General features: G+C 67.2%; 9 protein-coding genes and 1 pseudogene. All 10 read right to left on the bottom strand.

What is annotated here, in order from left to right; genetic code table 11:
* Positions 1 to 6: 6 nt before the first annotated feature.
* Complete coding sequence (locus tag HEP73_RS12060; RefSeq protein WP_185820180.1) at positions 7 to 2,271, bottom strand: methyl-accepting chemotaxis protein; 2,265 nt, start codon at positions 2,269 to 2,271, stop codon at positions 7 to 9.
* On the bottom strand, positions 2,268 to 2,801 hold the full coding sequence (locus HEP73_RS12055; protein WP_255423479.1) for a hypothetical protein: 534 nt from the start codon (positions 2,799 to 2,801) through the stop codon (positions 2,268 to 2,270). Before HEP73_RS12055 ends, HEP73_RS12060 begins: the two co-directional genes overlap by 4 nt.
* A 209-nt stretch (positions 2,802 to 3,010) precedes the next feature.
* Positions 3,011 to 5,566, bottom strand: coding sequence for a HAMP domain-containing methyl-accepting chemotaxis protein (locus HEP73_RS12050; protein WP_185820179.1), 2,556 nt, complete (start codon positions 5,564 to 5,566; stop codon positions 3,011 to 3,013).
* A 480-nt stretch (positions 5,567 to 6,046) separates the two neighbouring features.
* Positions 6,047 to 8,293 carry a methyl-accepting chemotaxis protein gene (locus HEP73_RS12045; protein WP_185820178.1) on the bottom strand — a complete coding sequence of 749 codons (2,247 nt, stop codon included), beginning with the start codon at positions 8,291 to 8,293 and terminating at the stop codon, positions 6,047 to 6,049.
* Between the two features lie 774 nt (positions 8,294 to 9,067).
* Positions 9,068 to 11,159, bottom strand: a pseudogene (locus tag HEP73_RS12040) (methyl-accepting chemotaxis protein); the annotation flags it as partial.
* A 343-nt stretch (positions 11,160 to 11,502) separates the two neighbouring features.
* Positions 11,503 to 13,881 (bottom strand): methyl-accepting chemotaxis protein, encoded by a 2,379-nt coding sequence (locus HEP73_RS12035; protein WP_185820176.1) that lies wholly within the window; start codon positions 13,879 to 13,881, stop codon positions 11,503 to 11,505.
* A gap of 19 nt (positions 13,882 to 13,900) precedes the next feature.
* Positions 13,901 to 14,668 (bottom strand): transporter, encoded by a 768-nt coding sequence (locus HEP73_RS12030; protein ID WP_185820175.1) that lies wholly within the window; start codon positions 14,666 to 14,668, stop codon positions 13,901 to 13,903.
* A 401-nt stretch (positions 14,669 to 15,069) separates the two neighbouring features.
* Positions 15,070 to 17,730, bottom strand: a complete 2,661-nt coding sequence (locus HEP73_RS12025) for a methyl-accepting chemotaxis protein (RefSeq protein WP_458309616.1) — start codon at positions 17,728 to 17,730, stop codon at positions 15,070 to 15,072.
* 197 nt (positions 17,731 to 17,927) lie between these two features.
* The gene (locus HEP73_RS12020) at positions 17,928 to 20,141 is read right to left on the bottom strand and encodes a methyl-accepting chemotaxis protein (protein ID WP_185820173.1); all 2,214 of its coding nucleotides are present in this window, start codon (positions 20,139 to 20,141) and stop codon (positions 17,928 to 17,930) included.
* Positions 20,142 to 20,536: 395 nt separating this feature from the next.
* Complete coding sequence (locus tag HEP73_RS12015) at positions 20,537 to 22,693, bottom strand: methyl-accepting chemotaxis protein (protein ID WP_185820172.1); 2,157 nt, start codon at positions 22,691 to 22,693, stop codon at positions 20,537 to 20,539.
* Between the last annotated feature and the right edge of the window lie 69 nt (positions 22,694 to 22,762).

Below are 22,762 nucleotides of genomic sequence, written 5' to 3'. Positions count from 1 at the left end.
GCCGGATCAGAACTCGCGCAACTCTGTGCCAGTGGCGACAGCGATCGGTGCGGAGCGCACTGCGGACAACGCCGCCGGCTTGATGGCAGGGCGAGACACTGCGGCAGGATGCGCGCGGAGCGTGGGCGTGGTTGCCGCGTCGGACAGCTTGAACGCCGCGACCGCATCGGCCAGCTGCCCGGCCTGTTCCTCCATCGTGCGCGCCGCGGCGCTGGCTTCCTCCACCAAGGCGGCGTTCTGCTGGGTGGCCTCGTCCATCTGGGTGACGGTCTGGTTGACCTGCTCGATCCCGGACGACTGTTCCTGCGAGGCGGCGGAGATCTCGCCCATGATGTCGGTGACGCGCTGCACCGAGGACACGATCTCGCTCATGGTCTGGCCAGCCTGGCGCACCAGCGCCGAGCCGTTGGCGACCTGGCCGACCGAGGCGTCGATCAGGCCCTTGATCTCCTTGGCGGCGGTGGCCGAACGCTGGGCGAGAGTGCGCACCTCGCTGGCTACCACCGCGAAACCCCGGCCCTGTTCGCCGGCACGCGCCGCTTCCACCGCGGCGTTGAGCGCCAGGATGTTGGTCTGGAAGGCGATGCCGTCGATGACCGAGATGATGTCGGCGATCTTCTTCGATGAAGTTTCGATGCCGCTCATCGTGCTCACCACCTGGCCGACCACGTCGCCGCCTTGCGAGGCGACGGACGCGGCACCGACCGCGAGCTGGTTGGCCTGCCGCGCATACTCGGCATTCTGCTTCACGGTGGAGGTCAGTTCTTCCATCGACGCGGCAGTCTCTTCCAGGCTGGCGGCCTGCTGCTCGGTGCGCCGCGACAGGTCGACGTTGCCGGCGGCGATCTCGCCGGCGGCGGTGTTGATCGCATCCGAGGCGCCCTGGATCTGGCGCACGATCGTCGCCAATTGGGTCGCGGTGGCATTGGCGTCGTCGCGGATGCGGGCGAACACGCCATGCAGATCGCCGTCCATGCGCGCGGTGAGGTCGCCCTGCGACAGCGCCGACAGCAGCTGCGAAATGCGCGCCAGGCCGTCGGCGTTGTTGTCCAGCAGCGTGTTGAGCTGCTGCGCCAGCAGCAGGTAGAAACCCTGCTTGCCGTGCAGGCCGATGCGGCTGTCGAGGTCGCCGGCGGCGGCGGCCCGCACGATCTGGGTCACTTCCTCTTCCACCTGGATTTCGTCGGTGCGGTCGGCCCACTCCACGACGAAGCCCTGGCGCTCGGAGGCGCTGCTGACGATCGGATTGATGATCAGGCGCATGGTGTGCCCACCCACCCGGATCTGCGCGGTGTGGGTCTGCTGCAGCGCCGCCAGCAGCTTGGCTTGGTGCTCGGGGCGCTTGTGGAAGATGTCGATGTTGCGTCCCAGCAGGGCGTTCGCATCGAAGCCGGGAAGCTCGCGGCGCATGTTGTCTTGCGCCGCCGACAGCATCCGTGCCAGCGGCTTGTTGACGTAGACGATGTTGCGCTCGGCGTCGGCGATCATCACGTTGGCGGTGACGTTGTCCAGGGCGGTGCGGATGCGCAGGCTCTCGCGCTGGATCTCCGCGTCCTGTTCGCGGCTGCTCAGCAACTGCTCGCTGGCCACCACCAGGGTATGCGCGATCGAGCCTTCCGGCAGGGTAAGATCGCGGATCGAGGCCGGCAGCGGTTGCTGGCGGGCCATGGCGCGCGCCAGCAGCGCCAGGTCGCGCGGGTCGTGGCCGACGTCCAGCAATTGCTTGCGCATCTGCACCGCCATCGCCACCAGGATTCCGGCTTCGGCCACCACATAGCCGGCGTGGGTGGCCAGGATGCCGATCCCGGCATCGGCCGCGAATGCTTGCAGCGGCAGGCCGCGATGCTGCAGCCAGAAGAACAGCACGTGGTGGACGGCGATGGCGCCGGAGGCGACCACGATCGGCCGCCAGTCGCGGTAGTACAGCAGCAATGCGATCAGCACGATCACGCCGAAGTGGACTTCGGCCATGCCGCCGGCCTGCTGGATCAGCACGGCGGCCAGCACCATCAGGCCCAGCGCCACGGTGCAGCGGCTCAGCAGCGTGCCGGGGTAGAGCTTCACCTGCAGGGCGATGATCGCCAGGGTCGGCAGCGCCACCGCCAGCCACGGCGTCCATACGCCCTGGTGCCAGGCGGCGGCGAGGCTGACGATGCCGGTGAACGCGGCCACCACCAGGAACAGGCGGTCGGCCTCCGCAGCCAGTTTCTGCAGATAGACGTAGCGTTCGTTGCCTACGAGAAAGCTTCCCTGGGTGGTGGAGGCGCTCATGCGGATGGTTCCTTTGGGCATGCACAGTGGGTGAAAAGGATCAGCGGCGGCGCATTGCCGGCCGCGAGCAGGCGCGGCAGCAGCGACGCGGCGGCAATGGCGGTGCCGCAGGCTTCGATGTGCGAAGGGCCGGCGTAGACCAGGCGACCGTCGGCAGCGAGCACGATCAGCGGGTAGGGCAGCGCCGCGGGCGCAGGACGGTCGCTCAGATCGATGTTGAGCAGGCCCGGCAGCGCGGGCGCGGGGCTGCGGGCCGTGCAGCCGCATCCGGCCACGCGCAACTGGAACGCCACGGCCTGGCCGCGCGGCGGCGTGGTGGACGCGAAGGCCTGCAATTGCCGACCGATGGCGTCGGCGCTGGCGCCGGCCGGCGGCTTGGCGAGGTACACCAGGCTGGCGGCCGACCACGCGGCCCAGACGGCGAGCAACAGCAGACCGACCGGCAACGGCGCAAGCCGGCGCGGGCGATTCGCCTCGGCGATGGTGGCATCGTGCATGGGCCTCCCGATGGGCGCTGCGCCGACAATCACCGGCTGTTCACGTTATCGACGGGAACGGGGCTGGCTTTAGGCCTTTGCCGATGCGGAGGCGTGAAGAAGGGCAGGGGCGCTTGCGCAGGCCCTTCGCCGCCGGCCCGCCGTCGCCGGGTGGCGACGCAAACGACATCGGCCGCGGAGACGCTCCGCGGCCGATGCGGGTCGGCTCATGGCATGGGCCAGGCGCCGTTGGATCGAATGCGCTACCGCCCTGCGATCGCCGCACTGCCGTGGCTGGCATACGCTGGCTGCGGCTTGCGTTCGGGTGCCGTGGTTGCCGCGGCGGAGCGGGACCGTGGCGATGGCGCGGCATGGGACGTGTCGATCTTGAACAGGGCGACGGTCTCGGTGAGTTGCCCGGCCTGTTCTTCCATCGCGCGCGCCGCGGCGGCGGCTTCCTCGACCAGGGCGGCGTTCTGCTGCGTCGCCTCGTCCATCTGGTTGACGGTCTGGTTGACTTGCTCGATGCCGGCGTACTGCTCCTGCGAGGCCGCGGAGATCTCGCCCATGATGTCGGTGACGCGCTGCACCGAGGACACGATCTCGCTCATGGTCTCACCGGCCTGGCGCACCAGGGTCGAACCGTTGGCGACCTGGCCGACCGAATCGTCGATCAGGCTCTTGATCTCCTTGGCGGCGGTGGCCGAACGCTGGGCCAGGGTGCGCACTTCGCTGGCGACGACGGCGAAACCGCGGCCCTGTTCGCCGGCGCGCGCCGCTTCCACCGCAGCATTCAAGGCCAGGATATTGGTCTGGAAGGCGATGCCGTCGATGACCGAGATGATGTCGGCGATCTTCTTGGACGAGGCTTCGATGCCGCTCATCGTGCTGACCACCTGACCGACCACGTCGCCGCCTTGCGCCGCGACCGCGGCCGCACCGACCGCAAGCTGGTTGGCCTGGCGGGCGTACTCGGCATTCTGCTTGACCGTCGAGGTCAGCTCTTCCATCGACGCGGCGGTTTCCTCCAGGCTGGCGGCCTGCTGCTCGGTGCGCCGCGACAGGTCGTCGTTGCCGGTGGCGATCTCGCTGGAGGCGCTGTCGATGCTCGACGCGGCGCTCTGGATGCGGCCGACGATGCCGGCCAGCTGCTCGGAGGTGGCGTTGGCATCGTCGCGCATCCTGGCGAACACGCCGTTGAACTCGCCGTGCATGCGCGCGGTCAGGTCGCCGGCGGCGATGGCTTGCAGCATCGCGGACAGCGCCTCGAGGTTGCCGTCGGCGGTGGCCATCAGCCGGTTGAGGCTGTCGACCATGGCGCGGAAGTCGTACTGGAAGCGCTGCGCATCGCCACGCACGCTGAAGTCGCCGGCCGCGGCGGCGGAGGCGAGCTGGTTGATCTCGCGGTTCATCGCGGTCAGGTTCTGCTTGACCGTGTTCATCGTGGTGGTCATCACGGCCTTCTCGCCGGGCAGTGTGTCCATGTCCTCGCTGAAGTCGCCGATCGCATAGCGGCCCATGATCTGGATCAGGCGCATCTTCACCGCGATATGCGCAGCGACCAGGCCATTGCTGTCGCGGACCATGCGCCCGTAGTCGCCGGGGAAGGCGCTCTCGTCCATGCGGTAGCTGATCTGGCCGGCGTCGTGGCGCTGTGCCATCTCGACCTGCGCCGCCAGTACGCGTTGCAGCTGCTGCTGCATCTGCTGCATGTTTGCGAGCAACTGTCCGCTTTCGTCGCGACTGGAGACCGCAATCGCGGTGTCCAGCTGGCCCTGCGCGATCTGTGCGGCGACGCTGGCGGCGTTGCGGACGTTGCGGGTCAGCACCGACAGGGTGTGGAGGCACAAGGCGACGATGAGCAGCGTCAGCAGGCTCAGCCCGGCGATCGTCCACCACATCGCGCCGCGCGCGTCGGCCAGATGCCGTGCCGACTGCCGCTGCAGGGCCTGCAACGACGTTGCGCTCAGCGCCTGCAGGGCATGACCCCAGGTGTCGAGCGCGCGGTTCCAGCGGCGGTCGGCGTCGGGCGCGCCGCTGTCCAACGCGGCGGACAGTTGCTGCAAAGCGTCGTCGGCGCGGCCCGCTTCGGTCGCGACGGCCGCGGCCAGCGACGGATCCGGTTGCTCGAGCAAGCCGACCGCCTTTTCCAGTTCGTTGCGCAGCCGTGCGTGGTCGCGCGCGATCTGCGCGATCTGCTCGCGTAGCACTGGCGCATCCGCGCCGGCCTGCGACGGATCCGCAGCCACGTCCAGGCGGGTCAGCGCTTCGCTGGTATCGGGACCGTAGATCAGGCTGGCCACCACCAGGTGGTAACTCTCCACATACGGGGTATAGACCAGTTGGCTGTCGTCGCGCAGCGCATCCAGCGCGGCGGCGGCCTGTTCGGCGACCGCGCGGCTGTCGCCGCGCCCGTTCGCCAGCGCCTGGCGCAAGCCGGCCAAGGCCTTGTCGCTACGTTCGAAGCCGGGCAGTGCCGGAACGGTGCGCTGCAGATCGGCCAGAGACCTGTCCGCCGCGCGTGCCGCATCGGCGGCGGCAGCGCCGGTTTCCACGCGTTCGGCCTGCAGCGCCCCCAGCAGCGACAGCATCTCGCGCAGCGGCGCATAGCTGCGCAGTTCGTTGCGGCTGACGCCGACGCTTTCGTCGAGTTTGTCGCTGTAGAGCAGGACCGGGATCACCAGCCCGAGCAGGACGAGAATGCCGATGATGCTGAGTTTCCTGGCGATGGCGAGATCGTGCCAGACGCGCAGTAGGCGCTGTGACCCGAGGGCGGGGCGGGGATGGCCGGCAGCGGCCTGGGGAAACTGTTGTGGCATGAAAGTCTCTGAGCGTCGTGGGGGCGACAGGTCAAGCAGCGCGTGATTGCGGCGGCCGGGCATCGCCTGCCTTCGGATACGCAGCAGCCGCGCGCACGGATGCAGGCAGCGGGCAGCGCGATAGGGAATGTTTCATGGCGATGCGGAAACGTCTTGGGGGTCGATGCAGTAACGGCGTGCGGGCTGGATTGTTGAAGCGCGGCCAGCGTGCGAGTCAGCCGGCGATCGAGTTTGTCGCGTGGCTGTGAGCTCCGGGTTACAGCGCTGTTGCAGCATGCCACCCGGCGCGGCGCTCGCTCCGGAAACGGTGGGCCGATTCCAGGCCGGGGTCGCCACTGCTAGCGATCGGCGTGATCTGCGTGGGAATCCAAGTAATTACCGAGCGCGCGTCTTGGCAGCGTTCGCGCTGCGAGTGGCCGGCACAACGACGATCGCCATGCCGGATGGCATGGCGATCGTTGGCATTCCGATGGCGGGGGCTTAGAACTCGTGCCAGCTGGTATCGCTGCCGCCACCGCTCGCCACGCGCTTGGGCGCGCTGCGCACGGCGCGCGTCGCCGCCGCCACCTTTGCCTTGACCACCGCGGTCACGGCCGGCGCGCCGATCGCCTGGTGCCGGCTCGCCGGTGCCGTCGTCGCAGGAGCATCGTCGATCTTGAACACCGCGACGGTTTCGGTGAGCTCGCGCGCCTGCTCTTCCATCGAGCGCGCCGCGGCCGTGGCTTCTTCCACCAGCGCCGCATTCTGCTGCGTCGCTTCGTCCATCTGGGTCACGGTCTGGTTGACCTGCTCGATGCCGGCGTACTGTTCCTGCGAGGCGGCGGAGATCTCGCCCATGATGTCGGTGACGCGCTGCACCGAGGACACGATCTCGGTCATGGTCTGACCGGCCTGGCGCACCAGCGCCGAGCCGTTGGACACCTGGCTGACCGAATCGTCGATCAGGCTCTTGATCTCCTTGGCCGCGTTGGCCGAACGCTGGGCGAGGGTGCGCACCTCGCTGGCGACCACGGCGAAGCCACGGCCCTGTTCGCCGGCACGTGCCGCTTCCACCGCGGCGTTGAGCGCCAGGATGTTGGTCTGGAAGGCGATGCCGTCGATGACCGAGATGATGTCGGCGATCTTCTTCGACGATGTCTCGATGCCGCTCATCGTGGTGACGACCTGGCCGACCACGTCGCCGCCCTGCGAGGCGACCGCCGCGGCACCGACCGCGAGTTGATTGGCCTGGCGCGCGTGCTCTGCGTTCTGCTTGACGGTGGAGGTCAGTTCTTCCATCGAGGCGGCGGTTTCTTCCAGGCTGGCTGCCTGCTGCTCGGTACGGCGCGACAGGTCGTCGTTGCCGGTGGCGATCTCGCTGGAGGCGCTGTTGATACTCAACGCGGCGGTCTGGATGCGACCGACGATGGCGGCCAGTTGCTCGGAGGTGGCGTTGGCGTCGTCGCGCATCTGCGCGAACACGCCCTGGAATTCGCCGTGCATGCGCGCGGTCAGGTCGCCTGCGGCGATCGACTGCAGCAGCGCGGACAAGGACTGCAGGTTGCCGTCGGCGGTGGCCATCAGCTGGTTGAGGTTGTCGACCATTGCGCGGAAGTCGTACTGGAAACTGTCGGCGTCGCCGCGCACGCTGAAGTCGCCCGCCGCCGCGGCCGTGGCCAGCTGGCTGATCTCGCGGTTCATCGCGGTCAGGTTCTGCTTGACCTTGTCCATGGTCTCGGTCAGCACGGCCTTTTCGCCCGGCAGGCGATCCATGTCGTCGCTGAAGTCGCCGATCGCATAGCGGCCCATGATCTGCGCCAGGCGCAGCTTCACCGCGATGTGCGAACCCGCCAGTTCGTTGCTGTCGTGCACCATGCGGCCGTATTGCCCCGGGAACGCCTTGGCGTCCATGCGGTAGCTGATCTGGCCGGCATCATGGCGCTGCGCCATCTCGGTCTGCGCGGCCAGGACCGACTGCAGCTGCGTCTGCATCTTGTTCATGCTGATCAGCAGACGGCCGGTTTCGTCGCGCGAGCGGGTGTCGATGGCATTGTCGAGATTGCCCGAGGCGATGGCGTCGGCGACCGTGATCGCTTGCCCCATCCGCTTGACCAACTGGCGGCGGATCAGCAGGCCCATGCCCACGGCGACCAGCACCGCGATCAGACTGCCGATCAGCACCGACCACTTGCCGCGGGTGCGCACCGCTTCCAACTCGGCGCTGCGCGTGGCCAGCAGGCTGGTCTCTTCGTTGGCGAAATCGCTCAGCAGCTGACGGATCTTGCCCATCGCCACGCGGTCGCGTCCCTCGCGGAACACGGCCAGGGACTGTTCGGCACCGTTGGCCGCATCGCGCACGCCGATGGTGTCCTTTTCCACTGCCAAAAATTGCTGATATGTCTTGTCCAACTCAGCCAGGCGCGTCTGTTGCTTGGCGTTGTCCACGGTCAGCTGCTTGGCGTCGGCATAGCCCTTTTCGAACCCGGCCCGGCCCTTCTCGAAGGGCTGCAGATGCTGCTTGTCGCCCGACAGCAGGTAGCCGCGGGTGCCGGTTTCGATATTGAGTGCGTTCTCCTGCATCTCTTGCCCGGTCGCCAACACCTGGAACGTGTGTTCGTTGATCGCCATCGCGCTGTTCAATTTGGACTGGCTGCTCAGGCTGATGCCGCCGACGACGAGCATGACCAGCACCACGGCGCCGAAGCCGATGGCGAGCTGAGTGGAGATGGAGGGATTCTTGGAAGTCATGTGGCTCTACCGGGTCAGGTGAACGAGTGATCGAACGAAGGTATGTGCCCGGCAGGGGAGAGAGAGCGGTCTGCATGGTGCCGGAGCTCAGCAGACGTGACGCAGGTGCAGGAGAAGCGGTTGGCGCTGTTCGTCTGGCCCACGGACGTGGAGGTCCGCCTGTCGGACGGCGGCAGTCCCTAGCAGGAAAGGGCGAAAACTTTAGTAGTATTTTTTAGACAAATTCTCATATTGAGACTTTTAACGGCATTTGCCGGACGGACTTTAGGGTGCCATCGGAAAAATGTTCGGCTCAGGATGCTCATCCCAGAAACTTGAGGGCTGGATCAGGGTCCTTTTTGCCCACATGAGAATCATTCCCATGCTTCGCGCCGCCGCGGCTGCCGCCGTGCGATGCCTTTGACGATCCGGGGCATCTCTACCTGGCCCGTCGATCACTGCGATGAAACGTCGCTTTGTTCGAGACTGCCGCCGCGCATGGCGAACGTTCGTGCCGCGGACATGAAAAGCCCGAACCTGCGATTCGGGCTTGCCGATCATCACGCAGTGCCGGTGCGACAGAACGCCTGCCGACCGGCCTGGACTGCAGCCGCTATGCGTCAGCGGCATGGCGGCTGAGGCCTCAGAATTCCTGCCAACTGGCGTCGCCGCCACCGCCTGCCGCGCGCTTGGGCGCATTGCGCACCGCACGCGTCGCCGCTGCGACCTGCGCCTTGACCACGGCGGCCACCTCCGGCGCGCTGACCGCGGGACGGCGGCGCGCTGCCGCGGGAACCTCGTCGATCTTGAACACGGCCACCGCTTCGCTGAGCTGCCCCGCCTGTTCCTCCATCGAGCGCGCGGCGGCCGTGGCTTCCTCCACCAGCGCGGCGTTCTGCTGGGTGGTCTCGTCCATCTGGGTCACGGTCTGATTGACCTGCTCGATGCCGGCGTACTGTTCCTGCGAGGCGGCGGAGATCTCGCCCATGATGTCGGTGACGCGTTTCACCGAGGACACGATCTCCTGCATGGTGCGGCCGGCCTGGTCGACCAGGGCCGAGCCTTCGCTGACGCGGGTCACCGATTCGTCGATCAGGCTCTTTATCTCCTTGGCCGCACCGGCCGAACGCTGGGCGAGGGTGCGCACTTCGCTGGCGACCACCGCGAAACCGCGGCCCTGTTCGCCGGCACGCGCCGCTTCCACCGCCGCATTCAACGCCAGGATGTTGGTCTGGAAGGCGATGCCGTCGATGACGCTGATGATGTCGGCGATCTTCTTTGACGAGGTCTCGATGCCGCTCATCGTGGTCACCACCTGGCCGACCACATCGCCACCTTGCGAGGCGACCGCGGCAGCACCGACCGCAAGCTGATTGGCTTGCCGCGCATGCTCTGCGTTTTGCTTGACCGTGGAGGTCAGTTCTTCCATCGAGGCTGCAGTCTCTTCCAGGCTGGCCGCCTGCTGCTCGGTGCGGCGCGACAGGTCGTCGTTGCCGGCGGCGATCTCGGTGGCGGCGGCATTGATGCTGACCGCCGCGGTCTGGATGCGGCCGACGATGCCGGTCAGCTGGTCGGCGGTGGCGTTGGCGTCGTCGCGCATCCTGGCGAACACGCCATGGAACTCGCCATCCATGCGCGCGGTCAGGTCGCCGGCGGCGATCGACTGCAGCAGCGCGGAGAGCTTGCCGAGGTTGCGGTCGCTGACCTCCATCATCGCGTTGAGGCCTTGCACCATTGCCTGGAAGTCGTGCTGGAAGTGCTCGGCATCGCCACGCGCAGTGAAGTCGCCGGCGGCCGCGGCAGCGGCCAGGCGCTTGATCTCGGTGTTGATCGCCAGCAGGCTGGCCTTGGCCGCGTCCATCGATTCGTGCAGCACCGCGCGGCTGCCGGGCAGGCGCCGGGCGTCGCGGCGCAGGTCGCCGTTGGCGTATTCGTTGAGCACCGCGATCGCATCGACGATCGCGTCCAGGTGCTCGAACATCATGGTGTTGATGCCCTTGCTCAGGTCGCCGTATACGCCCGGGAAATCCAGCGGCATGCGGTGGGACATGTCCTTGTCGGCATGCAGCTCGATCATCTGCGAAGTTTCGCTGGAAAAGCGCTGCAGCTGCGTCTGCATCCTGTCCATCGCGTTGAGCAGGCGGCCGGGTTCGTCGCGCGCATCGGTGCGCACGTCGTTGTCCAGGCGGCCGTCGGCGATCGCTTCGGCGGCGCGGGTGGCGCGGTTCAGCGGCTGGGTCAGGCTGCGGGTGATCGCCCAGGCCAACAGGCTGCTGACGATCAGCACCGTCACGCCGCCGGCGATCAGCATGTTGCGCCCGCTGGCCATCGCTTGCGTCGCCTGGGCATAGGCCGCCTGCAGCTGCTCGTCCTGCAAAGTCACGTTCTCGCGAATCTTCGCGATCCAGGCGAGGGTGGCCGGGCGCGAGCGCTCGCTCAGCGCGGTTTGTGCTTCGGCATTGCGATCGGCGATGGCGAGCGCGATGACTTCGTCGTTCATGGCACGGGCGGTGGCGCGTGCGGCATCGATTTCGGCGCGAAGCGCCTTGCCTTTCTCGCTGGGCGGAAACGCGTCCAGTTGCTTGCGCAGGTCCGTATAGCGCTGGCGCTGTTTCTTGATTTCGGCCAGCGCCTGCTGGTTGAGTTCCTCGCTGGTGACCATGGACAGGGTGCCCAGCGCGATCAGGATGTTGGAGTTGGCATCGAGCATGCCATTACCGATCCTGGCTTTCTCGACGCTGACCTTGACGATGTTGTCGAGTTCCTGTCTGGCGCGCGACATGGAAAGCAGCCCGGCCGCCACCAGCAGGCAGGAGAGCAGGATCAGAAGGCCGAAGGCGCCGCCGAGGCGGCGCCCGACGTTGTAGCGTTGCAGGAACGAATTCATGGCTGACCTCTTTGAATTACCGAAGGTTGGCTGTCGCGGTTCGCTAGGCGACGCCCACGCGTGGACCATGCCGAAGACAAACCTGGAGCGGCGAGACGTGGCGGTAAGCAAATGGAGCAAGAGTCGGACTGCTTCGTTGCGCTGCTGTGCGGCTGCCGTGCCGTCGCCTCAAGGCTCTATCGGCACGGAAGCTGGATTGATGCATGGCACATTAGGCGTAAGGCGATTCCCGACCTTGGGTGCGGTTACTCCCTACGCGCGGAAGGTTCGCCATTGCGCATCGTTGTTCACGCCACATCGGTACCGAAGGCGCAGCCGGGCGAACCGTCCGGCTGCGCCTGCGTCAGAACTCCTGCCAATCCGTCTCGGCCGCGGTATTGGCGGCGGCGCGATTGCCGGGAATCGCGCGAATGGCTGGCTTGCGCACGCCGCCGCTCGCCGGCTGAGGCCGCTTCGCCAGCGTTTGCGCCGCAGCCACGGGTCGGCTCGGTAGCGCCGTGCCCGTCGCGCTGCCGTCGAGCCTGAAGATCGCGACGACCTCGCTGAGCTGGCCGGCCTGTTCTTCCATCGCGCGCGCCGCGGCGGTGGCTTCCTCGACCAGCGCGGCGTTCTGCTGGGTGGCCTCGTCCATCTGGGTGATGGTCTGGTTGACCTGCTCGATGCCGGACGACTGTTCCTGCGAAGCGGCGGAGATCTCGCCCATGATGTCGGTGACGCGCTGCACCGAGGACACGATCTCCTGCATGGTGCGGCCGGCCTGGTCGACCAGCGCCGAGCCTTCGGCGACGCGGGTCACCGACTCGTCGATCAGGCCCTTGATCTCCTTCGCCGCACCGGCCGAGCGCTGGGCGAGGGTACGCACTTCGCTGGCGACCACCGCGAAACCGCGGCCCTGTTCGCCGGCACGCGCCGCTTCCACCGCCGCGTTGAGCGCGAGGATGTTGGTCTGGAAGGCGATGCCGTCGATGACGCTGATGATGTCGGCGATCTTCTTGGAGGAAGTCTCGATGCCGCTCATCGTGGTCACGACCTGGCTGACCACGGCGCCGCCCTGCGAGGCGACGGACGCGGCGCCGACCGCGAGCTGGTTGGCCTGGCGCGCGTGCTCGGCGTTCTGCTTGACCGTGGAGGTCAGTTCTTCCATCGAGGCGGCGGTCTCTTCCAGGCTGGCGGCCTGCTGCTCGGTGCGCCGCGACAGATCGTCGTTGCCGGCGGCGATCTCGCTGGCGGCGGTATTGATGTTGCCGGCGGCCTGCTGGATGCGGCCGACGATGCCGGCCAGCCGCTCGGCGGTGGCGTTGGCATCGTCGCGCATAGTCGCGAACACGCCGTGGAACTCGCCGCGCATGCGCGCGCTCAGGTCGCCGTCGGCCAATGCGCTGAGCAGGCGCGACACTTCGGCGATGCTGACCGCATTGGCATCGAGCAGGCCGTTGAGCTGCTGCGCCAGCAACAGGAAGAAGCCCTGCTTGCCGTCGCTGTCGATACGCTTGGACAGATCGCCGGCGGCGGCGCTGCGCACCACCTCGGCCACGTCCACTTCGACCTTGGCCTCGGCGGTGCGGTCGCGCCATTCGCAGACGAAACCGACGTGGGCGCCGGCCTCGTTGCGGATCGCGGAGACCTCCTGGGCGATGCAGGCCTCGCGGTAGCGTACCTCGCGCTGCGCGACGCCCTGGCGGTCGAGCTGCTGGTAGATCTCGGCGTCCTGCGAGTTGCCCACTTCCAGCAACGACACCGGCTGGCCGAGCAGCGGGCTGGAACGCGTGAAGGCCGGCGCGCAGGCGTGGATGTCGTCGGCGTAGGTGTGCAGCAGTTTCTGCAGCGCGCCGTTGGCATAGACGATGGTCAGGTCGGGATCGGCGATGTACATGCCGGTCGAGGCGTTGTCCAGCGCGGTGCGGATGCGCAGGTTCTCGGCGGCGACGCTGCGCTCGCGTTCGATGCGCTCGCGCAGTTCGCGCTGCATCCGCGCCAGCGCCGCCATCAGGCTGTTCGCGTGCTTGGCGGCGACCGGGATCGGCTGGTCCAGGCGGCCCGCCGCGATGTGCTGGGCGGCGGCCATCGCCACGCGCGGCTCGCCGCCGAGCAGGCGCGAGACCGAGCGCAGGATCCAGCCGGCGGCCAGTCCCAGGCACAGGATCGCCAGCACGACCGCAGCGGACTGCTGCCAGGTCACGCGGCGGCTGTACTGCTCGGCCGCGCTGCGATTGGCCTCGTTCAGTGCCGCGATGCGGTCGCTGATCGAGCCCATGCGGGTTTCGAGCTGCTCGAACTTCTCGGTGAACGCGGCATAGGCGGCGGCGCTGTCCGCATGCGTTTCGACCAGGCCCACGACCTGGCTCGCAGCGTCGATGTAGCCCTGCAGCGCAGGCGCGACCGCATCCAGCTCGCGACGCAGGGACGGATCCAGCGGCAGCTTGCGGTTGTCGGCCACGGCCTGGCGGAACTCCGCGGCGTGCTCGACCAGCGAGGCGCGCGCGGCCTTGATGCCGGCGTCGTCCTGGCGCGAGGCGGACAGCAGCGCGGTGGTCACGTCGCCGCGCAAGGCGTCGTGCATCATGTCCGCCTGCATGTGGTTGCGCAGCGCGTCGGACGAGATGACCTGCGCGGCGACCGCCTGGAGCAATCCGTGCTGCGCGCTGTAGCCGACGCCGCCCAGCGCCAGCAGCGCGAGCACCGCCACCAGCACCAGGATCGCGAGCATGTGCATGATCTTCATCGGTATCGCCTAGTTCGGTTCAGAAGCGGAAGGACAAACCGGCGCCGAGCGCGTGATCCGGCGAACGATCGTTGAGGCCGTAGCTGTAGGCCACATCCAGTTGCACGTCGTTGCTCAGCAGCCAGGCCGAGCCGACGTCGAGCAGGGCGACGGTGCCGCCGTCGTCGCTTTTGGCGATCTGCGGCAGCGCCAGTTCGACGAACGAACGGCTGCGTTCGGTCCACGATTTGCCGAGCACCACGCCGAAGATGCCGGCGGCGTAGCGGTGGCCGTCCTCGTTTTCGTCCCAGATCACGCCCGGCATCACCCCGGCGGAGAGACTGTCGCTGAGCTCCCATTCGGCGACCAGGCGGAACGAAGGCCGCGCGCCGTTGCCGCGCAGGCGGCGCGCGCCGCTGGGCAGGTCCACGTGCAGCAGCCACGCCAGCGAGGCGCCGCCGTCGTCGGAAGAGGCCAGGTGATGCTTGACCCCGAGCGAGACATCGGAGAAGCCGGAGATATCGCCATCGCCGCCGGGCACATCGTTGTGCTGCCAGCCGTCGGTTTCCAGGCGCAGTTCCCAGGTCGGGCCGAGGCCGTAGCGGAACAGGGTGGGCGTGGCATAACCGTCGACGCCGTCGTCGCGTTCCCAGGCGACGCTGGTTTCCACCTGCAGGCGGTGGTCGCCGACGGTCAGGCTGGATTCGACGAAGTCGGGGCGATCGGTGGCGATCGGCTCCTCTTCGGCGTGCGCGAGGCTGGTGATGCCGAACAAGGTCAGGCAGCTGGCAAGAACGATAGGCTTCATTGTGTTCCCCGTGAACGGTCGACCGTGAAACGCATGCGCCTGCGGTGGTGTCCCGGGCGGGCCGCATGGTCCGTTTGGACCGGCTGTCGCGTCCCCCAAGACGCGGTCAGCCAAATGTCATACAGGCTAACGGCCGGGCGCCAAGTATCTTTAAACATGTCCGACTGATGGCTTGCGCAAGCAATCGAAAAGCCAGCGGAACGGCGGTCGGCCTGGCGTGCTTGTCGCGCCTTAACTTCAACCCTCTCTCCACAGGGACTTGCTTCGCTCGCCGGAGGGGAGGGGCTCAACCGATGGCGACGCGATGGACGGTCGGCGACGGGCTATGCAGGCAAGCACAGCCGCCCAGACCGGTCCGGCGCATCCCCGGCCAGTGCAGGAATGCGCCGAACCGCAGCGGCTCAGAACTCGTGCCACTGCGTGTCGTTGGCGCTTGCCGGCTTGCCTGGCAGCGCGCGGATCGGCACGGTGCTGCGCTTTGTCGGCGCGTTCTTGGCTTTCGTTTTTGGCGTAGCGACCGCGAGGCTGGGCCTGACCACGGCTACCGGCGTGGAGACGGCCGCGTTGTCGAGCTTGAACACGGCCACGGCCTGGGTGAGCTGGCCGGCCTGTTCTTCCATCGCGCGCGCCGCGGCGGTGGCTTCCTCGACCAGCGCGGCGTTCTGTTGCGTGGCCTCGTCCATCTGGGTGACGGTCTGGTTGACCTGCTCGATGCCGGCGTACTGTTCCTGCGAGGCGGCGGAGATCTCGCCCATGATGTCGGTGACGCGCTGCACCGAAGACACGATCTCCTGCATGGTCTGTCCGGCGCGATCGACCAGTGCCGAGCCTTCGGCGACGCGGGTCACCGAGTCGTCGATCAGGCCCTTGATCTCCTTGGCCGCGCTCGCCGAGCGCTGGGCGAGGGTGCGCACCTCGCTGGCGACCACCGCGAAACCGCGGCCTTGCTCGCCGGCGCGCGCCGCTTCCACCGCCGCATTCAACGCGAGGATATTGGTCTGGAACGCGATGCCGTCGATCACCGAAATGATGTCGGCGATCTTCTTCGACGAGGTCTCGATGCCGTTCATCGTGGTGACGACCTGGCTGACCACGTCGCCGCCCTGCGAGGCGACCGCGGCCGCGCCGACGGCGAGTTGATTGGCCTGGCGTGCGTGCTCGGCATTCTGCTTGACCGTGGAGGTCAGCTCTTCCATCGAGGCGGCGGTTTCTTCCAGGCTGGCGGCTTGCTGCTCGGTGCGGCGCGACAGGTCGTCGTTGCCGGCGGCGATCTCGCTGGAGGCGCTGTTGATGCTCAATGCGGCGGTCTGGATGCGGCCGACGATGCCGGCCAGCTGTTCGGCGGTGGCGTTGGCGTCGTCGCGCATCCTGGCGAACACGCCATTGAACTCGCCGTGCATGCGCGCGCTCAGGTCGCCGGCGGCGATGGCCTGCAGCAGCGTGGACAGCGCTTCCAGGTTGCCGTCGGCGGTGGCCATCAGCTGGTTGAGGCTGTCGACCATGGCGCGGAAGTCGTACTGGAAGCTGTCGGCGTCGCCGCGCACGCTGAAGTCGCCGGCCGCGGCGGCGGAGGCGAGCTGGTTGATCTCGCGGTTCATCGCGGTCAGGTTCTGCTTGACCGTGTCCATGGTCGCGGTCAGCACGGCTTTTTCGCCGGGCAGGCGGTCCATGTCCTCGCTGAGGTCGCCGATCGCGTAGCGGCCCATGATCTGCGCCAGGCGCAGCTTCACCGCGATATGCGACGCGGCCAGCGCGTTGCTGTCGCGGACCATGCGTCCGTAGTCGCCGGGGAAGGCGCTTTCGTCCATGCGGTAGCTGATCTGGCCGGCGTCGTGGCGCTGCGCCATTTCCTTCTGCACATCGAGCACGGCGCGCAGTTGTTCCTGCATGCGCTGCAACGAACCGAACAAGCGACCCAGTTCGTCGTTGCGCTGATAATGGATGCGGCTGTCCAGACGTCCGTCGGCGACCGCGCCGGACACCTCCACGGCCTTGGCCAGCGGCACGACCACCAGGCGCCGCAGCAGGATGTAGAGACCGGCGCTGAGCAGCAGCGCCGCGCACAGGCCGACCGCGGCGATGGTCCACAGCAACGAGCGCGCCTGGGCCATCAGCAGCGCGCGCGGCACCGCCACGCCCAGCGCGAAACGCTCCTGTGCCTGGCCGATCTGCAGCGGTACGTACACTTCGATGTCGGTGGCCCCGGTCTGCGCATCGGCGACTTCGCGGGTCACGCTCTCGCCCTTGGCGATGGCGGCCAGCAGGGCGCGCGTGGCCGGATCGTCCAGCTTCTTGCCGACCTTGGCCGCGTCGCGATCGGCGATGATCGCGCCGCCGGGCGACAGCAGGCGCACGCGGCCCGCGCCGAGCGGGCGCAGCTTGGACAGGCGTTCCTGCAGCTTGGCCAAGCCGAAGTCGGTGGTCACCACGCCAAGGAACTTGCCGTCCTCGAGCACCGGCGTGGTCAGCGTGGTCATCAGCACCTTGTTGCCGCCGATCTCGTACACGTAGGGTTCCACCACGGTCGGGCGGCGCTGCTGGCGCGCTTTCAGGTACCAGTCGCCGGAGCCCGGCACCTCGTAGTCGCGCAGCGGCTCGCGCACCTGCTTGTCGCCCTGCCAGGCCCAATACACCATGTAGCGGCCGCTGGCGTCGTGGCCCTCGGCGTTGGCATAGGCGCTGTCCTTGCCGTCGAACGCCTGCGGCTCCCACAGCGTGCCCAGGCCGGTCCAGTCCGGATGCTGGCGCAATTCGCGCAGCACGATATCGCTGAACGTCTCGCGCACCTTGCCGTCCTGGTTGCGCTGCGCCAGCAGGCTGTTGGCGAAGACCTGGTTGGACACGAAGGCCGCGCCGATGTCGCTGGAAACGCGTTGCGCTTCCAGGTGGGCGGCATCGGTCATGCCCGCTTTCGCCGAGGCGAGCAGCGCATCGCTGCTGCGCACGTAGATGATCGCGGCGGTCACGCCGAAACACAGCAGGGCGATCGCGGCCACGCCGAGCATCAGGCGGGTGGCGACGCTGGTGAAGCGGGGGGCTGGAGTCTGGCTCATGGGGTTCATCGACTGGCAGAAATGGAGAAAGACACGGATGCCGATCCATTCACCACGCTGCGGTGCGACGTCGAGTACGCGGCGCGAGCGGCCCGGAACTATCCTGTGTCGAATGCTTATCGGCACTGCGTCCCGGAAATTGAATCGGCCGCAGGGACACTGCGGCCGATCGGACCCTCATGCGGCGGCGCTCGCTGCCGCCGGACTCAGAACTCCTGCCATTCGGTCGCCGTGCCCACCGCGGCCAGCGCACGCGGCCGCGGCGCCTGGCGCAGCGGCGGACGCGTGGCCGCTGCGCTGCGCAGGACCGGCCGGGCCGGAGCGACGGCGTCGTTGGCGGCCTCGATCTTGAACACCGCCACGGCGCCGCTGAGCTGGCCGGCCTGTTCTTCCATCGCGCGGGCGGCGGCGCTGGCTTCCTCGACCAGGGCGGCGTTCTGCTGGGTGGTTTCGTCCATCTGATTGACGGTCTGGTTGACCTGCTCGATGCCGGCGTACTGTTCCTGCGAGGCGGCGGAGATCTCGCCCATGATGTCGGTGACGCGCTGCACCGAGGACACGATTTCGGTCATGGTCTGGCCGGCCTGGCGCACCAGGACCGAGCCGTTGGACACCTGGTTGACCGAGTCGTCGATCAGGCTCTTGATCTCCTTGGCGGCACCGGCCGAGCGTTGGGCGAGGGTGCGCACTTCGCTGGCGACGACGGCGAAGCCACGGCCCTGTTCGCCGGCGCGCGCCGCTTCCACCGCCGCATTCAAGGCCAGGATGTTGGTCTGGAAGGCGATGCCATCGATGACGCTGATGATGTCGGCGATCTTCTTCGACGAGGCCTCGATGCCGCTCATCGTGCTGACCACCTGACCGACCACGTCGCCGCCTTGCGCCGCGACCGCGGCCGCACCGACCGCGAGCTGATTGGCCTGGCGCGCATGCTCGGCATTCTGCTTGACCGTGGAGGTCAGCTCTTCCATCGAGGCGGCGGTCTCTTCCAGGCTGGCGGCCTGCTGCTCGGTGCGCCGCGACAGATCGTCGTTGCCGGCGGCGATCTCGCTGGCCGCGGCATTGATGCTGAGCGCGGCGGTCTGGATGCCACCGACGATGCTGGCCAGCTGTTCGGAGGTGGCGTTGGCGTCGTCGCGCATCCTGGCGAATACACCGCTGAAGTCGCCGTGCATGCGTGCGGTGAGGTCGCCGGCGGCGATGGACTGCAGCATCGTGGACAGTGCGTCGAGGTTGCCGTCGGCGGTGGTCATCAGCTGGTTGAGGCTGTCGACCATGGCGCGGAAGTCGTGCTGGAAACGCTGCGCATCGCCGCGCACGCTGAAGTCGCCGGCCGCCGCGGCATCGGCGAGCTGGCCGATCTCTCGGTTCATCGCGCCCAGGTTCTGCTTGACCGTGTCCATCGTCGTGCTCAGCACGGCCTTCTCGCCGGGCAGGCGGTCCATGTCCTCGCTGAAGTCGCCGATCGCATAGCGGCCCATGATCTGGATCAGGCGCATCTTCACCGCGATATGCGCAGCGACCAGGCCGTTGCTGTCGCGGACCATGCGTCCGTAGTCGCCGGGGAAGGCGCTCTCGTCCATGCGATAGCTGATCTGGCCGGCGTCGTGGCGCTGCGCCATCTCGGTCTGCGCGGCGAGCACTGCGCGCAACTGGGTCTGCATGATGCCCATGCTGGCCAGCAAGCGCCCGGTTTCGTCGCGCGATTGGGTATCGATGTCGTTGTCCAGCTTGCCCGAGGCGATGGCATCGGCGACCGAGATGGCCTGGCCCAGGCGCTTGACCATCTGCTGGCGGATCAGCAGGCCCATGCCCACGGCGACCAGGATCGCGACCAGGCTGCCGAGCAGCACCGACCAGGTGCCCTGCGCGCGCACCGCGGCCAACTGTTCGCTGCGCTTGACCAGCAAGCCGTTTTCCTCGTCGGCGAATGCGCCGAGCAGCGAGCGGATCTTGCCCATCGCGGCGCGGTCGCGGCCTTCGCCGAATGCGGAAAGCACCTGATCCTGGCTGTTGGGCGCCGCACGCAGGGCGATGATCTGCTGTTCGCTCTGCAGCAGTTCCTGATACTCGGCCTGCAGCTGCGCCAGGCGCGCCTGCTGCCGCGGATTGTCCGCGGTCAGGCGCTTGGCCTCGGCGAAGCTCTTGTCGAAGCCGGCCTGGCCGAGAGCGAAGGGCTGCAGATAATCCTTGTTGTTCGAGAGCAGATAGCCGCGGGTGCTTGTCTGCACGTTCAGTACATTGGCCTGCATCAGTTCGCCCGTGGCCAGCACCTTGAAGGTGTGCTCGTTGATCGCGACAGCGTCGTTGAGCTTGAACTGGCTGCGCAGCCCGATCGCGCCAACGATGAGCAGCACCAGCACGACGGCGCCGAAGCCGATGGCGAGTTGGGCCGACAGGGGCAAATTCTTGGTCTTCATCGATGGATCCCGAAATTGAGGTGAAACGGGCTATGAAAGGAGGATGGCAGCGCGGCGGATGCCGATTGCCGCATCCATGTCCTCTGTAACGGCCGGTCCATGGCCAAGTTCAATCGATTTCTCGGCTGCAATAGATAGTCTCAGTCAATCGTTATCGACCGTTCTGCTATGCGGGGCCTTGGATTTAGCGGTTTATGACACGCCATGCGCTGCGTTTGTGGTCTGTTCCACGGAAAATGTGTGTGACGTATCAAGGCCGGCCATGATTGGCACTGGGTCCCAGAACGCGACTCGGCCGCGAAGATTCCGCGGCCGACTGGTGTTGCGTTGCGCTCCGGTCAGGCGGCAACCGGATTTCGGTCGCCGCCATTGCGGTGTGGCCCGCGCCCTTGCGGTTATGCCTGACGCAACTGCGCCGGCTGGCTGCGCAGGGCGGCGCGGTTTGCAGACGCCGCGTTGGCCGCCTCGATCTTGAACACGGCCACGGCTGCGCTGAGCTGGCCGGCTTGGTCTTCCATTGAGCGCGCGGCGGCCGTGGCTTCTTCCACCAGCGCCGCATTCTGCTGCGTCGCTTCGTCCATCTGGGTCACGGTCTGGTTGACCTGTTCGATGCCGGCGTACTGCTCCTGCGAGGCAGCGGAGATCTCGCCCATGATGTCGGTGACACGCTGCACCGAGGACACGATCTCGGTCATGGTCTGGCCCGCCTGGCGCACCAGCGTCGAGCCTTCGCTGACGCGGGTCACCGAGTCGTCGATCAGGCTCTTGATCTCCTTGGCCGCGCCAGCCGAACGCTGGGCGAGGGTACGCACTTCGCTGGCGACCACCGCGAAACCGCGGCCCTGTTCGCCGGCACGCGCCGCTTCCACCGCCGCATTCAACGCCAGGATGTTGGTCTGGAAGGCGATCCCGTCGATCACCGAGATGATGTCGGCGATCTTCTTCGACGAGGTTTCGATGCCGCTCATCGTGGTCACCACCTGGCCGACCACATCGCCGCCTTGCGAGGCGACCGCGGCAGCACCGACCGCAAGCTGATTGGCTTGCCGCGCATGCTCGGCGTTCTGCTTGACCGTGGAGGTCAATTCTTCCATCGAGGCGGCGGTTTCTTCCAGGCTGGCGGCCTGCTGCTCGGTACGGCGCGACAGGTCGTCGTTGCCGGCGGCGATCTCGGTGGCCGCGGCATTGATGCTGACCGCCGCGGTCTGGATGCGGCCGACGATGCCGGTCAACTGGTCGGCGGTGGCGTTGGCGTCGTCGCGCATCCTGGCGAACACGCCATGGAACTCGCCATCCATGCGCGCGGTCAGGTCGCCGGCGGCGATGGACTGCAGCAGCGCGGAGAGCTTGCCGAGGTTGCGGTCGCTGACCTCCATCATCGCGTTGAGGCCTTGCACCATCGCCTGGAAGTCGTGCTGGAAGTGCTCGGCATCGCCACGCGCAGTGAAGTCGCCGGCGGCCGCGGCAGCGGCCAGGCGCTTGATCTCGGTGTTGATCGCCAGCAGGCTGGCCTTGGCCGCGTCCATCGATTCGTGCAGCACCGCGCGGCTGCCGGGCAGGCGCCGGGCATCGCGACGCAGATCGCCGTTGGCGTATTCGTTGAGCACCGCGATCGCATCGACGATCGCGTCCAGGTGCTCGAACATCATGGTGTTGATGCCCTGGCTCAGGTCGCCGTACACACCGGGGAAATCCAGTGGCATGCGGTGGGAAATGTCCTTGTCGGCATGCAGCTCGATCATCAGCGACGTTTCCCGGGAAAAGCGCTGTAACTGCGACTGCATCCTGTCCATCGCATTGAGCAGGCGCCCGGGCTCGTCGCGGGCCTGGGTGCCGACGTCGTTGTCCAGGCGGCCGTCGGCGATCGCCTCGGCGGCACGGGTGGCGCGGTTCAGCGGCTGGGTCAGGCTGCGGGTGATCAACCAGGCCAGCAGGCTGCTGACCAGCACCGCGGCGATGCCGCCGCCGATGAGCATCGCGCGACCGCGTTCGGTGTGGCCGATCGCGGTGGCATAGGCTTGCTGGCTGAGTTGGTTCTGCAAGATGACGTTTTCCCGGATCTTGGCCTGCCAGGCGAGCATGGCGGGACGCGATTTCTCGTGGAACACCTTTTGCGCCTGCGGATAGTCGCCTGCTCCGATCAGTGTCATCACCTCGTCGTTCAACGGTCGCGCGACCTGCAGCAGCGCATCGATTTCGGCACGCAGGATTTTGCCGGCGTCGTTGGTCGGCATGGCGTAGAGCTTTTCGCGCTCTTCGTTGTAGTGCTTACGTTCGGCGTGAATGAGCGCAAGCGACTTTTCGGCTTCGCTTTCGCCGATCTGCGCTGCGTAGGTGCCCAGCGCGATCAGGATGGCGGAATTCGCATCGAGCATGCTGTTGGACAAGTTGATTTTCTGGATGTTCGAATTGACGATGCCATCCAGTTGCTTGCGCGCACCGGACATCGCGAACAGGCCGGCGGCAACCAGCATCCCGGAAATCAGGATCAGGATGCCGAATGCGGTGGAGAGTCGATTGCCGACGCTATAGCGCTGCAGGAATGCGGTCATGTAGCTGGCTCCTTGGGAGGCAATCAATTTCTTTCACTAAGCAATAATATTTTTATAAAATTGCAAAGT

Origin of the sequence: Xanthomonas sp. GW, assembly GCF_014236815.1 — a bacterium.
GTDB lineage: Bacteria > Pseudomonadota > Gammaproteobacteria > Xanthomonadales > Xanthomonadaceae > Xanthomonas_A.
This window is presented reverse-complemented; position numbering and strand designations above follow the sequence as displayed.